Consider the following 12,665-nt stretch of genomic DNA (forward strand, 5'->3'; position numbering starts at 1 on the left):
GGGAGCATTTCCTTCGATCTAGGGATCGAGGACAAATGTTCCCATCCCGCCATCGAAGTGGTCTTGGCAAGCTTGGCTCGCACCGACCGCGATAGCCACCAAGTGAACCCGTCCTCTGCTAAGGTCTGGAAGGGAGAAAGGAAATGGATCCTCGCAGGCGCGGTCCAGGAAGAGCCGATCCGAGAAAGCCCTCAACCAGCGCTCCGCGCCCTTGAGCTGGTCGACGGAGTGCCCGATGGCTCTGCGGTACCATCTCGACCAAGCAAGCGGCAGGTCCCCAGTCGGCCAGTCTATGGATTTGTCGCTGAAGACGACGATGTCGTCGCCACAGACCACCAACAGGTCGCAGAGTTCCTTGCCCTGCCTGTTCGCCGTGTTCTTCCCAGCGCGGCGGTCAACGAAGACGTTGGGATAGGACCATAGGCGAAGGAAGGCGCGATCGGATAGATCGGCAAGATACCTCTCGCTCTCGGTGACGCCCTCTCCGCGCCGAATGGCTCGCATTCTGATCCCGATGTTTATCCTAACCCAGTCTGTTCGATTCTCCTGGGAGGGATAATGAGCATCGAGGCAGCACCGGATCTTGCGGAAGTGGAAATCGTTCGGACCCTCGACATCGCCCATGTCGGCCATCTCGATGACGACCAGCCGTCGTCCGATGGCGCACTCGAATTGAACCTAAACTATTTCGACGCGCGTGGGTGGGATGCATCGGACCTGGCAGCCGTTCTGGAAGAGGAGCAGGAACTCCTTGCCAGGCTGAGCGCGGCCGGCGGACGACGGATGAAGCCAACGAAATTCTGGAAGACCACTTCTCGGACCGGTCCGAATTGTCCGGCATCGATGCTGGTCTTGGTGGCGCAGTGCTGGCGCTCTCGGCCGCCGGCGCCACTCCGATCAGCTCATGCAATGGCGGCACGATCGGGATCGAGCACCATTCGAGCGATGTGCCACATATCCTTTTCGTAGGTTCCGATAGGATGGACTCAGTAGCTATAGCATCAGCGTTGAAGGCCGCGGACCTTGGGCGATCGTGAACGGGCCCTACGGTGAAATCTATGCCGACCAAGTGCTGAAATTCCCGCGTTTCGCGCGGCTGCTGGTCGACCGGCTCAACTCGGTCGACCAGCCGCAGGATTAGTCGTCAGGACTTGCCCCCACGTCTGAGCCATTCGAACTCGTCGAGGCCCACGCGGGACAGTTCGCCGGCCAGTTCGACAGCGATCCTCTGCGCCTTCATGGGGAGATGTAGCCGAGCCAAGTGTACTTGCGCTTCGAAGTGCTCTCGAAAATGAACCCAGTAGTGCTGCCTCCCTCGGAGATGGGGGAGGCCAAGATGCACTTCTTCTTCTCATCCGGCATGAACTCGTCGTAGTGCCGCCCGCCGGGCTTGCCGTTGACGCCGCGGACCGAAGGCTCTGCATCTCCGCGGACTACGAGGTAGTCCACCCGATCACTGCTATTCTCCAGTTCGATGAAAGGGAAGAACCGCTGCCCACCGATCCTGACCGTATCGCAGGCAGGTTGCAGGCAGGTTGCAGGCAAAGCAGATACCTCTGGGTGTCGCCTTCGAGTCTGACCATGCTCCCGAGGGTGAGATGCGGTTGCCATCCTTTGGGCAATGGATGATGGCCGTTGAATTCGCGGACATAGGTGGCGAGGCGGGAGAAGTCGCGACTGGCCTCCCCCTCGATCTCGGAGGCGACGCGACCGAGGCGTTCCGCCTCGGGAAGGAAGAGCGCGGAATAGAGCAAGGGGACCTTCGCGGGCCCCCGAAGCAAGCATCTGGTTCTTGAGATCGTTCCTCGGAGCCTTCATCTCCACCAGCTTCTTGTCGATCTCGCAGCCGTTGAAGCGATCCTCGAACCACGCGCGGATTTCATCGTCGCTCAAAGCATCGCCAAGATGATGAGGCTGCGATAGCACCCCCTTCATCTGCATGAGGAACATCGACATTGCGAAGGCATGCGCATCGTCCGTATGGCCTATCATCATGCGGTGCCCGACGAAGGCGGGATCCAATCGACGATCGAGTACGGCAAGAAGATGGTGAGTCGATTCCCGCAGTGCAGCAATTCCGAGCAGGGCGAAATTGGACAGCAGGCCATTGCTGTGCTTGGCAAACTCGCCGATCGCAAGATCGGGAAGCGCCTCGACCGGCACGCCGTTCACCATGGAATTCTGGGACTTCCAAAACAACACCGCTGCATTTTTCCTGCACCAGGCCGCCATTATCGGACTGGGCGCCGTCATCGGCCATTACGGCTAGCAGAAGCTGCAGACGCGGCGGCACAGAGCGTCGTGAATGGTCCTCGGCCAGTCGGGCCGCACCTCATCAGCCTCCGCTGGCTTCAATAACCGCGGATACTATCGAGTCTTTTGTGGGTGGCAGCTTTTGGGACGATGACCTGAAATCCCCAAAGGCCGAAATGGGGTCGATATCGGGCCTTCAAAGGGTGATTGTATGGCACATGTTCTCCGCTCCTATTTGCAACATAGGGGCTACCCTATTGGAGTCTAACTAAACTATGCCGAATGGCAAAGCGAACCATGCGGGAACCGTGACCCAACCGCATGGTTCGCTTTGCCACTTATCTTCAATGCTTGAAAGACAGAAATGGCATCGAATACCGGTCGAGTTTCACGGGCGCTTCAGCGAGAGTTTCCACCTTCGTATGTGCTCGATCAGCGCCCGTAGCTTCGGGGCCATGTTGCGGCGCTGCGGGAAGTACAGGAAAAATCCGGGGAACAGCGGCAGGAACTCGCCGAGCAAAGGCACCAGTTCACCCGCTTTCACGAACGGCCGGAACGTCTCTTCCGGCGCGAAGGTGATGCCGCCGCCGGCAAGCGCGGTGCGCAGCATCAGGCGCAGATCGTTGGTGGTGATTTGAGGCTCGACAGCAACATCGAAGGGAATGCCGTTTTCCTCGAATTCCCAGCGATAGGGCGCGACATTGGGCGCCGGACGCCAGCCGATACAGCGATGATGGACGAGCTCGCGGGGATGGGCTGGTGCTCCGTGGGCGGCAAGATAGGTTGAGCTTGCGACGACCATCTCCCGCTGATCGCCGGTTACCGGAATGGCAATCATGTTCTGCTCGATCACCTCGCCCAACCTGACGCCGGCGTCGTAGCCGGCAGCCACGATGTCGAACTCTTTATCTGTGACCGTGACGTCGATCGTCACATTTGGATAGCTCTCTGCAAAGGAAGCGAGGAGCGGACCTGAAAGGAACTGCTCCGCGATCGAGGTGGCGGCGATCCTGAGGAGCCCGCGTGGCGCATTCTCCGCCGACACGCTTTCGAGCGCGGTTTCGATATCCGAGAACGGTTGGGACAGAGCGTCGTGCAGGCGCTCCCCGGCTTCCGTCAAACGTACGGAGCGTGTGGTCCGCATTACCAGCGCCGTACCTACAATGTCCTCTAATCGCCGCATCCCCTGGCTCACGGCCGACCGAGACACGCCCAGGCGATCGGCTGCGGCACGGAAATTGTCTTCCTCCGCGACGGCAAAAAAGAGCGGCAGGAGGTTGAGATCGATCTTCATTGTCCAGCTTTACTAACCACTCAGTCCTGCGGGCGACGGATACCATCACCGACTGCGAGCGTCCATTCTCTTTGTCAACCCAGAGGAGGACGTCAATATGGACAAGGTTATTCTGATTACCGGGGCCTCCAGCGGCATCGGTGAGGGTATTGCCAGAGAACTGGGCAATGGCGGCGCGAAGGTGTTGCTGGGCGCTCGCCGGCTAGATCGCATTGAGGCCATCGCGGCAGACATCCGCGACGCGGGCGGCGTGGCCGAGGTACGATCGCTGGATGTCACCGACCGCTCCTCCATGGTTACCTTCGCCCAGGCCGCCATGCAGAAATGGGGACGCATCGACGTCCTCATCAACAATGCCGGCGTGATGCCGCTCTCGCCGCTTGCAGCCGGCAAGCTGGATGAGTGGGACCGGATGGTGGACGTCAACATCAAGGGCGTGCTCTGGGGCATCGGCGCCGTGCTGCCGATCATGGACGCGCAGGGCGGCGGCCAGATCATCAATATCGGCTCTATCGGTGCGCTGCAGGTCGTGCCGACGGCGGCGGTCTATTGCGCCACCAAGTTCGCCGTCCGGGCGATCTCGGACGGGCTGCGTCAGGAAAGCGCGAAGATCCGCGTCACTTGCGTCAATCCGGGCGTCGTCGAAAGCGAACTAGCCTCGACCATCACCCATGAGCAAACCATGGCGATGATGGATAGCTATCGCGCCGTTGCGCTTCAGCCGGCCGACATAGCACGTGCGGTGCGGCAGGTGATCGAAGCGCCGGCCGGCGTCGACACCACAGAGATAACCATAAGGCCGACCGTATCGGCAAATTGATGCCGGGCGGAAATGCAAAGTGGCCCTTGGCGGCTGCTCTGGCTGGGGGGCGATCCCGTCCCCGTCATACCCGCCCCCCCTCAAGAGTGGAGTGAACTCATGATTTGTGTGTCGATGATCGCATCCAGGGCAGCGGCCGCCCGCAATGTACTGATAGCCTTGGCATTTATCGTTTCTGTCGCGCCAGCGCAGGCCAATGCCACCGTCGCGCCAGCGTCGGACGCTAACGTCCGCAACGAAGCCATCGTGCGCGAGGCGTTCGAGCAATGGGCAGCCGGAAGTGGCAATGTCTTCGACCTGCTGTCCCCCGACGTCCGCTGGACCATCCATGGGTCCGGCCCGGTTGCCGATACCTACAATGGCCTTGAGGACTTCGTACAGCGCGGATCGGTCCCGCTCGTCAGCCGGCTGGCCTCGCCGCTGAAGCCTAGGGTCCACCACGTCTGGGCTGTCGAGGACAGGGTGATCGTCCGCTTCGACGCTTCGGCCACGACGACGTCGGGTGCGCCCTACCGCAACCAGTTCGTGTGGATCTTCTGGATGGAAGACGGATCGGTCGTCGAGGCCGAGGCCTTCCTCGATCTCGTCGCATATCAAGAAGTCGTCGACAACAACGAACCGCGTCAGCAGTAGAGCATAAAGCCTCACCCGGGACGGCCGCATCGGGCGGTCGTTCCCTTTGCTGGCGATACCGCGACATTCAACAAGGAGTTCGACCATGCAGCGCACATTTGCAGTCTTGGTTGCCACAACGCTTCTGGCCCAGCCCGCGATAGCTGAGGAAAAGGAAATGCTGACCAACCACCCCTATATCGGGCTCTGGGTGACCGAGGACGGACACATCCGCCACGAGCTTCTTCCAAACGGCCGCTATATGGAGGCGCGCGGAACACGCGAACGCGCCTACGAAGGGCGCTACCTAGTGACGGGCACGCGCATCGAATATTGGGACGACACCGGTTTCACCGCCGATGGCGACTTTATCGACGACATCCTCCATCACGCCGGCATGATCCTTTACCGCCGATAATGGCAAGCTGTGCGAGATGATCGCAGCCACAGGCACGGGAATGGCGGTCTTCGGACCACCCCCTCAGCCGCCGAATGGTAGAGACTTGTAGGCCGCAATCTCGAAATTTTCGAAAGCGAAATTGGCCATTGAGTTTTTGAGGATTTCATCCGGGGCCAGCTATGGCCGACAGCGGCGAACGTGCCCGCCAGCGATACAGCCAAATCCTGCAGCGATGACTTGTCTTCGCCGAGAGCATCGAGAATTCGCTCTATCCGCGCGATCTGGCCTTCGGCCTCGGCGATGTGTTTTTGCAGCTCGGCTTCGATATCGGGATAGTTTTCGATCCGGCCCGCCTGCGACTTCAAGATGGAGATCGCCTGGTTCTCCGTGGCATGCGCATTCTTGAGACCGGTGACAAAGAGGTCATGGCCTGTAGTGGTCATGGAAGTCTCCTGCTGAAACCACCGCAGTGGTGGATGGTCGCTCGGTTGCAGGCTGGGAATGGCTAAGACGGAAGGCCAGCGCCGTGTCGTGAGCGTTACGCGTTCGTAACACCGCCGGGCCTGAGCACGACTTTCGTCCATTCGTTCTGCTTGTCGTGGAAATTCTTGTAGCCAGTCGGCGCTTCTTCGAGAGACAGGCGATGGCTGATCAAAAACGTGGTGTCGATCTCGCCTTCTTGGATACGGCGCAGCAAATCTTTAGTGTATTTCTGAACGTGGGTCTGACCGGTCTTGATCTGCAAGCCCTTCTCCATCATGGCGCCAAGCGGCCACTTGTCGAGCATTCCACCATAGACGCCGGGCACCGATACTCGTCCGCCTTTGCGGCAGGCGAGAAGTGCCTGGCAGGGCATGACCTCGATCAGCACCTGGCGCGATCTTCTGCTTGATGACATCGAGAACATTGTCCACGACGAAGCCATGCGCCTCCATGCCGACCGCGTCGATCACGGCGTCTGGGCCAACGCCACCCGTCATCTCCATGAGCGCCTCCCGGACGTGGGTCTCTTCAAAATTGATGACCTTGGCACCGAACTTTTGCGCCAGCTCCAGCCGGTGAGGGTGGTGGTCGATGCAGATCAGCCTTCGATTTCAGCGTAGCGGGGGTTGGTCGCTGCTTTATCCGAAAAATAGACAGAGTTGTGGGTTTCAGCGGGAATTCCGCCAGCAAACCGCCCCTTCGCTACAAGGGGAGATGCCGGTATTGGTGACTTACAGATGCTTGTTTGGGAGCACATCCCCCCTAAGGAACGTTAGTGAAGACCAATTCCTCTCAAGAACAACGGGTTAATCCGATTTTCGGTTGAGGCCATGTTCACACCAGATCCCTTGAATGTTGGAAGCTGAGCAGACACCCCCGCGTTTGCGAAAAAGGATCGCCTTTGAATTTTCGTCCACAAACGGTGTCATTTTCGTCCGAGCGATCTCGCGCCTCGAACACGAGGTCGGACCCATAACCTGTAATATGGAACTAAAATGACGTGCCATATTACAGGTTATCGGACCGCGCCGGGCTAGCCTAGAGCCGCGTCTCGGGCCAGCTACCGGTTGAATTGATGGTGATCACGGAACATTCTGTCTTCCGAACAGGTGCTCAAGGTCATGACCATGTTTACCGATCGCTGCCATCGATGCGAAGGCCGAAATGGGGCAGGTTCGGGCACCCGCCTTCTTTCAGTTTTGGGGTGGAAAGCTGACGTTCCGGTATTGGTTCGAAACTAGGAGAAGCGCACGCAATTCTGCGACCACTTGATACCTTCGCCCTCCTAAAACTCTTCGTGTATAGACGGATCGGCATCAAAGATGCGGCCGTCTGATCGCGTCAGGGTGGAAATTGCGGTCATTTGCGCCTCGTCCAGCGTGAAGTCTTGGATCGCAAGATTTTCGGCCTGGCGGGAGCGCGTTGCGGACTTCGGGATCGGCAGCACGCCAAGCTGTACGTGCCAGCGCAGGACGATCTGGGCGGGTGTTTTTTGGAGCTCGCGAGCGATGGCGACGATTGCCGGCTCTTCGAGCAAAGCGGTGTTCTTGCCAATCGGGGTCCAGGCCTGGGTGAGTACGCCGCGCGCCTGGTCCGCCGCGCGCTGCTGTTTCTGATTGAAGTAGGGGTGGAGTTCGACCTGATTGACGCTCGGTGTAACGCCAGTCTTTTGGATCAGCACATCGAGATATTCGGGCAGGAAGTTAGAGACGCCGATGGAGCGTACGAGGCCCTTCTCGCGCGCCTCGATCATGCCTTCCCACGCTTCGAGATAGAGGCCCTGGCCCGGATTGGGCCAGTGAATGAGGTAGAGGTCGAGATAATCGAGGCCGGTCCGGAGGACAGACTCTTCGATGGTGCGGACCACCGCGCTTTTCTTGTGGTGGCGGCCGGGAAGTTTTGAGGCAACGCGAATGTCTTCACGCGCAATGCCTGAACCCCTGACGGCTTTTCCGACAGCGCCTTCGTTCTCGTAATTCACGGCAGAATCGAGGAGCCGGTAGCCCTCGTCCAGGGCTGCGGCCATGGCTTCGACGCCAGCATGGCCCCAGAGGCTATAAGTGCCCAAACCGATCTTTGGCAGAGTGGTCCCATCATTGAGGGTATAGTGATCTGACACAGTCATATGCTCCAGGAAGTGTAGGCGGAATGTGTCACGCGGATCGGAGAATGCCTACCCGCGTGCGATGTTTGGGTATTCGGATGCGGGGGTTAGCGGTCCCAGACCTTGCGCACCTCCGCATCAAGGTCGTTCTCGATCCTACATTCGGCGTCGATCCACATGGTCGGGCGCGTCTCAAGATCATAGGCGGGCCACTCGACCACCCCTTCCGCCTGTGGGACGCCCGTGCGCGCGAAGCCGGCCCAAAGGGCGCTCATGTGGCTGGCTGTTGCCTGGCGCTCCGGCGAGGTATCCGAATACATATAGAAATCTAGATTCTTGTCGGTATTGGCGAATTTGATGTTGATATCCGCCGCATGGGGCGAGCCGATGGGATAGTCGGTCTCGGGGATGGTCACCGGGCTCTGATAAGCTAGGTGATACATGAAAACCGGCGCCCCGCCCTGCTTGACCTTGGCTTCGGCGATCTTGACGCTATCCTTCCAGATCGCCGAAGTGGTGATGGCGAAATAGATCTGCGACGGGCTCGCGTCCGGGCGCGAAGCCTTGAAGGTGTTGACCAGGTCATCGAGCTGTTCGCCCTGATAGGTGCCGCTCAGCCGTTCGCGCAGCGCGGCATCATCCATGTCGAAGACGTCTTTCGGCCCGAAGGAGGCGAAGAATACGGTTTCGTCGCGCGTCGTGCCGCAGATCAGCGGCTTGTTCCTGGAGAAGTCGGCCACGCCATCGGCGAAGGGGTTTTGCGTGATAACCGTGCCATCAACGAAGGAACCAAAACCCGGAACGGGGTCCGGATCGCCCCATGGCGCCAGGCCTCGGGCATTGCCCGCTTCCTGGGCTTCAAGCAGGCGGGCGGCTGGGATGTCCTGCAATTGACCAATGTCGGTCTCGGCGAGGCCCAGCCACTTCAGCGTTTCCCTGGCACGCTCGGTCGCCTGCTCGCGCGTCGGGAAACGGAGAGGCGCTGCACTTTCGATGGAGGCCTTGTGGAAGAGCGAAGCGGCGCCGGGCATGGTGTAAATCGCTGCCGTCTTGGAGCCGCCGCCACTTTCGCCCCAAACCATGATGTTGTCGGGGTCGCCGCCGAAATTCTCGATGTTGTCGCGCGTCCATCGCAAGGCCGCCTGGATATCAAGCATGCCCGCATTGGCGGTATATTCGCCTTCCGCGAGGTCACCGAGGAACAGGTATCCCAAGAGCCCCAGGCGATGGTTGGACTGGACCACGACGACATCGTAGAGCCGAGCCAGATTGGTGCCATCCTGGCCGGTGGCGGCGCCCGATCCGATCATGTAGCCGCCACCATGGTTGTAGAACATGACCGGCCGGCGCTTGCCGTCTGCCGCCGGCGTCCAAACGTTGAGATAGAGGCAGTCCTCGGACGGCGCCGGCATGCGGCCGTTGCCATTGGGTCCCATCTCGCCACCAGCGACCTGGAATGACGGATTGCCGAACTCAAGTGCGTCACGCACCCCGCTCCATGCTTCAGGTGCGACCGGCGCTTTGAAGCGCAAGGCGCCGATTGGCGGGGCGCCGTAGGGAATCCCGAGAAATTTCGCAATACCGCCTTCGCTGCGGCCGGCGACCCGACCATGGGTGGTTTTTGCTTCGATCGTTTTCGTCTCCTCGGAAAAGCCGACTCTGGGGAATGCGGCAGTTCCGAACATGGCTGCAGCGGACAGAAGCGCGGTACGTCTTGTCATCGTTCCAATGGGCATAGTTTCTCCTTCATCGTGCGCGATTGCGCAAAATGTCGATCCAACGGGCTGTGGTTATGAAGTCAGAGGTGGCGCGCCTGCCCCTCACCATCGAAGATCACGGCATCAGAGGAGTCAAAGCCGAGGGCGATTCCATGTCCGATCTGGAGTGGCTGATCGCCATCGAGAACTGCCATCAACTGGCCGCCGGTCGGCAACTCGACGTTGACGTTGGTTTCGTTGCCTAATCGCTCAACGAGGGCAACGCGCCCCACCAAGGTGGCACTGCTGCTGATCTGAAGGGCGTGTGGGCGTACGCCGAGCGTCACAGTCTCCCCCGCCGATATACCCGACGAGTTTGCTGCAATATCAGTGGCAGCCAGATCCTTGCTGGAGATGGTGACCTTGCCATCGGATACCGCTTCGACGGTAACGGGCAGCAAGTTCATTTTCGGCGAGCCGATAAAGCCCGCCACGAACAGGTTTGCCGGCCGCTGATAGAGTTCGATGGGACTTCCGACCTGCTGCACGACACCACCGTCGAGCACCACGATCTTGTCGGCTAGGACCATGGCCTCGACCTGATCATGTGTCACATAGATCATGCTGGCGCCGAGGTTCTGGTGGAGCTTGGCGATCTCCATGCGCGTGTCGACGCGCAGTGCCGCGTCGAGATTGCTCAGGGGTTCGTCGAACAGAAAAACCTCGGGCTGACGCACGATTGCCCGGCCAATTGCGACACGCTGCCTTTGGCCACCGGAAAGCTGTCCGGGCTTGCGATCGAGCAGATGTTCCATCTGCAGGATGCGCGCCGCCTCGCGGATTTTTTGGTCGCGGACATCCTTGGGCGTCTTGGCGAGCTTCAGGCCAAAGCCGACGTTTTCGTAGACGGTCATGTGCGGATAGAGTGCATAGGACTGGAAGACCATGGCGATCGACCGGTCCCGCGGTTCAACGTGGTTCATCACCTTGCCGCCGATCCGAAGCTCGCCACCGCTGATATCTTCCAAGCCAGCGATCATCCGCAGCAGGGTGGATTTGCCGCAGCCACTGGGGCCGACGAACACCACGAACTCACCGTGTTCGATGTTCAGGTCTACGCCTTTGATCACCTCGACATTGCCGTAGCTCTTGCGCAGTTGCCGTAATTCCAGTCCGGCCATGGCCGTCTCCTCGATTTTTGGATGTGCCCTAGCCCTTGACCGCGCCGGCGGTCATGCCCGCGACGATCTGCCGGTTGAAGAACAGGAAGACGATCAGCGGGGGGATGGTGATGAGCAGGATATTGGTGAACAGGAGGTTGTAGGAGGTGTTGAACTGACTCTGGAAATTGTAGAGCGTCAGTTGCACCGTCGCGTTGCTTGAACCCGGCAGGTAGTAAAGCGGGTTGGTGAAGTCGTTGAAGATACCGACCGACTGCACCACGATATTGGTCACCGTCACCGGCCAAAGCAGCGGCAGGATCACGCGGAAAAACACGTCGAGCGGACGCGCGCCGTCGATGATGGCCGCCTCATCCAGCTCACGCGGAATAGTGGCAATGAAGGCGCGGTACAGAATGATCGAGAATGGCAGGTTATAGGCCACCTGGATCAGGATCATGCCGTGCAGCGTGCCGAACAGTTTTAGGCCCTGCAGCAGCCAGATGGTCGGCACCACGGCGGGCGGGATCATCAGCCCGGCGAGAATAAGAAACTCGATCGTGCCGTTCCACTTGGCTTTACGACGGGCCAGCACAAAGCCGACCATGGCCGCGAGGACAATAAGAAGCGTGACGCTGACCACCGTGATCAGCGACGAGTTGATGAAGGCAGTCACCATCATCCAGTTGCGCGTCGAGACGACCGCCACGAGGTTGTCCCAAAGATGAAAGCCGTTGGGCCAGGAAAAGTCGCGAAGCGAAGCCTGTTGCCGATCCTTGAACGACATCAGGATGATGAAGAGGAATGGGATGACAAAGACGAAGAAGCTGAAGACGATGGCGGCAATGCCGCTGATCACCGAGGCGCGGTTTTTCATTCGTGGCCTCGCTTGCGATTGAGGAGCATGGTCAGCGGCACGACGAGGATGGCGATGAGGATGAAGAGCACCACATTGCCTGCTGTCGACAGGCCGAAGAAACCCGCCTGGTACTGTTTGTAGATCACCGACGCGATCGTGTCGGAGGAGAAGCCTGGCCCACCCTTGGTCATGGCCCAGATCAGGTCGAAGGTCCTGAGGCCGCCGATGAAGGACAGGGTGATGACCGTAGCCGTCGCTGGCCGGCTCAGCGGCAGAGTGACGAACCAGAAATTCTGCCACGGGGTGGCCCCATCGATGCGGGCGGCCTCATAGTAGTCCCTGGGGATGGCGACGAGCCCAGCGATGTAAATGACCGTAGCGAGGCCTACGCCCTTCCAGACGTCGACCAGTGCCACCGAGAACAGCGCCAGGTTCGGATTGGTGAGCCAACCCGGTCCTTTCACGCCAAGCAGCGCCAGCCCTTCATTGATCATGCCGTTGGTCGGATGCATCAGAACGGTGAAGGTGATGCCGACACCTATGGTCGACACCAAAACCGGAAAGAACACTACCGACCGCAGATAGCCTCGTGCGATGATCCTGCTGGTGAGCAATAGCGCCAGGGCCATACCCAGCACGACTTTCATGCCAGAGGTCACGACGGCATAGATAACGGTATTGACGAGCCCCTTAATGAGAAACGGCTCGCGGAAGAACTGGGCAAAATTATCAAAGCCGATGAAGGTCGCGTCGAACAGCGTCCAGCGCGTCAGGCTGAAATAGAGGGATGATATCGTCGGCAGCAGAAACAGCACCGAGTAAATCACCGCCGCCGGGAGCAGGAACCATCCTGGATAGGCCGTCTCGCGCTTGGCAGCACTTACCGGCCCGCGGCCAATCGTGGCCTCGGTTGCAGTCGCTACAGACATAATCTCCTCCAATTTCGATGAAGTGGCGGGCCATCACCAGCCCGCCACCTCGGC

At 59.6% G+C, this 12,665-nt stretch carries 13 protein-coding genes and 1 pseudogene; 3 read left to right on the forward strand and 11 right to left on the reverse strand.

What is annotated here, in order from left to right; translation table 11 throughout:
- Nucleotides 1–18: 18 nt before the first annotated feature.
- The 3 genes from ASD83_RS13225 to ASD83_RS13235 form a co-directional block, all read right to left on the reverse strand.
- The gene (locus ASD83_RS13225) at nucleotides 19–624 is read right to left on the reverse strand and encodes a nuclease-related domain-containing protein (RefSeq protein ID WP_156385946.1); all 606 of its coding nucleotides are present in this window, start codon (nucleotides 622–624) and stop codon (nucleotides 19–21) included.
- A 612-nt stretch (nucleotides 625–1,236) separates the two neighbouring features.
- Nucleotides 1,237–2,202: a hypothetical protein gene (locus ASD83_RS13230; protein ID WP_156385947.1), complete on the reverse strand. Its 966-nt coding sequence runs from the start codon at nucleotides 2,200–2,202 to the stop codon at nucleotides 1,237–1,239.
- A 439-nt stretch (nucleotides 2,203–2,641) separates the two neighbouring features.
- Nucleotides 2,642–3,547, reverse strand: a complete 906-nt coding sequence (locus ASD83_RS13235; RefSeq protein ID WP_056311578.1) for a LysR family transcriptional regulator — start codon at nucleotides 3,545–3,547, stop codon at nucleotides 2,642–2,644.
- A 97-nt stretch (nucleotides 3,548–3,644) separates the two neighbouring features.
- Here ASD83_RS13235 and ASD83_RS13240 point away from each other — a divergent pair, with 97 nt between their 5' ends.
- From ASD83_RS13240 to ASD83_RS13250, 3 genes are all read left to right on the forward strand, one after another.
- On the forward strand, nucleotides 3,645–4,367 hold the full coding sequence (locus tag ASD83_RS13240; protein WP_056311580.1) for an SDR family oxidoreductase: 723 nt from the start codon (nucleotides 3,645–3,647) through the stop codon (nucleotides 4,365–4,367).
- Between the two features lie 99 nt (nucleotides 4,368–4,466).
- Nucleotides 4,467–5,000 (forward strand): nuclear transport factor 2 family protein, encoded by a 534-nt coding sequence (locus tag ASD83_RS13245; protein WP_056311582.1) that lies wholly within the window; start codon nucleotides 4,467–4,469, stop codon nucleotides 4,998–5,000.
- 85 nt (nucleotides 5,001–5,085) lie between these two features.
- Nucleotides 5,086–5,397: an Atu4866 domain-containing protein gene (locus ASD83_RS13250; RefSeq protein WP_082561171.1), complete on the forward strand. Its 312-nt coding sequence runs from the start codon at nucleotides 5,086–5,088 to the stop codon at nucleotides 5,395–5,397.
- On the opposite strand, the gene ASD83_RS13255 is transcribed toward ASD83_RS13250, so the two are convergent.
- The 8 genes and pseudogenes from ASD83_RS13255 to ASD83_RS13285 all read right to left on the reverse strand — a co-directional run bounded on the left by ASD83_RS13255 (nucleotide 5,385) and on the right by ASD83_RS13285 (nucleotide 12,611).
- The gene (locus ASD83_RS13255) at nucleotides 5,385–5,822 is read right to left on the reverse strand and encodes a ferritin-like domain-containing protein (protein WP_056311586.1); all 438 of its coding nucleotides are present in this window, start codon (nucleotides 5,820–5,822) and stop codon (nucleotides 5,385–5,387) included. The genes ASD83_RS13250 and ASD83_RS13255 overlap by 13 nt on opposite strands.
- A 95-nt stretch (nucleotides 5,823–5,917) precedes the next feature.
- Nucleotides 5,918–6,250, reverse strand: coding sequence for a hypothetical protein (locus ASD83_RS21330; protein ID WP_244489168.1), 333 nt, complete (start codon nucleotides 6,248–6,250; stop codon nucleotides 5,918–5,920).
- A gap of 118 nt (nucleotides 6,251–6,368) precedes the next feature.
- Nucleotides 6,369–6,464, reverse strand: a pseudogene (locus tag ASD83_RS21495) (hypothetical protein); the annotation flags it as partial.
- Nucleotides 6,465–7,147: 683 nt separating this feature from the next.
- Nucleotides 7,148–7,987: an aldo/keto reductase gene (locus tag ASD83_RS13265; RefSeq protein ID WP_056311588.1), complete on the reverse strand. Its 840-nt coding sequence runs from the start codon at nucleotides 7,985–7,987 to the stop codon at nucleotides 7,148–7,150.
- 86 nt (nucleotides 7,988–8,073) lie between these two features.
- Entirely contained in the window at nucleotides 8,074–9,702 is a 1,629-nt protein-coding gene (locus ASD83_RS13270) for a carboxylesterase/lipase family protein (protein WP_056311590.1), read from the reverse strand.
- 62 nt (nucleotides 9,703–9,764) lie between these two features.
- Nucleotides 9,765–10,844 (reverse strand): ABC transporter ATP-binding protein, encoded by a 1,080-nt coding sequence (locus ASD83_RS13275; protein WP_056311592.1) that lies wholly within the window; start codon nucleotides 10,842–10,844, stop codon nucleotides 9,765–9,767.
- 28 nt (nucleotides 10,845–10,872) lie between these two features.
- Nucleotides 10,873–11,700, reverse strand: coding sequence for a carbohydrate ABC transporter permease (locus tag ASD83_RS13280; RefSeq protein ID WP_056311594.1), 828 nt, complete (start codon nucleotides 11,698–11,700; stop codon nucleotides 10,873–10,875).
- A complete protein-coding gene (locus ASD83_RS13285) occupies nucleotides 11,697–12,611 on the reverse strand; it encodes a carbohydrate ABC transporter permease (protein ID WP_056311596.1) in 915 nt (304 codons plus the stop codon). Before ASD83_RS13285 ends, ASD83_RS13280 begins: the two co-directional genes overlap by 4 nt.
- Nucleotides 12,612–12,665: the final 54 nt, after the last annotated feature.

The sequence above is a fragment of the Devosia sp. Root685 genome (genome assembly GCF_001427875.1).
In the GTDB taxonomy this organism is placed as follows: Bacteria; Pseudomonadota; Alphaproteobacteria; order Rhizobiales; family Devosiaceae; genus Devosia.

Bases quoted from the DNA above. Each gene is read 5' to 3' on its own strand.
- ASD83_RS13245 (WP_056311582.1), top strand. From the start codon at position 4,467: ATGATTTGTGTGTCGATGATCGCATCCAGGGCAGCGGCCGCCCGCAAT.
- ASD83_RS13250 (WP_082561171.1), top strand. From the start codon at position 5,086: ATGCAGCGCACATTTGCAGTCTTGGTTGCCACAACGCTTCTGGCCCAG.
- ASD83_RS13275 (WP_056311592.1), bottom strand. From the start codon at position 10,844: ATGGCCGGACTGGAATTACGGCAACTGCGCAAGAGCTACGGCAATGTC.
- ASD83_RS13240 (WP_056311580.1), top strand. From the start codon at position 3,645: ATGGACAAGGTTATTCTGATTACCGGGGCCTCCAGCGGCATCGGTGAG.
- ASD83_RS13255 (WP_056311586.1), bottom strand. From the start codon at position 5,822: ATGACCACTACAGGCCATGACCTCTTTGTCACCGGTCTCAAGAATGCG.
- ASD83_RS13235 (WP_056311578.1), bottom strand. From the start codon at position 3,547: ATGAAGATCGATCTCAACCTCCTGCCGCTCTTTTTTGCCGTCGCGGAG.
- ASD83_RS13280 (WP_056311594.1), bottom strand. From the start codon at position 11,700: ATGAAAAACCGCGCCTCGGTGATCAGCGGCATTGCCGCCATCGTCTTC.
- ASD83_RS13265 (WP_056311588.1), bottom strand. From the start codon at position 7,987: ATGACTGTGTCAGATCACTATACCCTCAATGATGGGACCACTCTGCCA.
- ASD83_RS13285 (WP_056311596.1), bottom strand. From the start codon at position 12,611: ATGTCTGTAGCGACTGCAACCGAGGCCACGATTGGCCGCGGGCCGGTA.
- ASD83_RS13225 (WP_156385946.1), bottom strand. From the start codon at position 624: ATGGGCGATGTCGAGGGTCCGAACGATTTCCACTTCCGCAAGATCCGG.
- ASD83_RS13270 (WP_056311590.1), bottom strand. From the start codon at position 9,702: ATGCCCATTGGAACGATGACAAGACGTACCGCGCTTCTGTCCGCTGCA.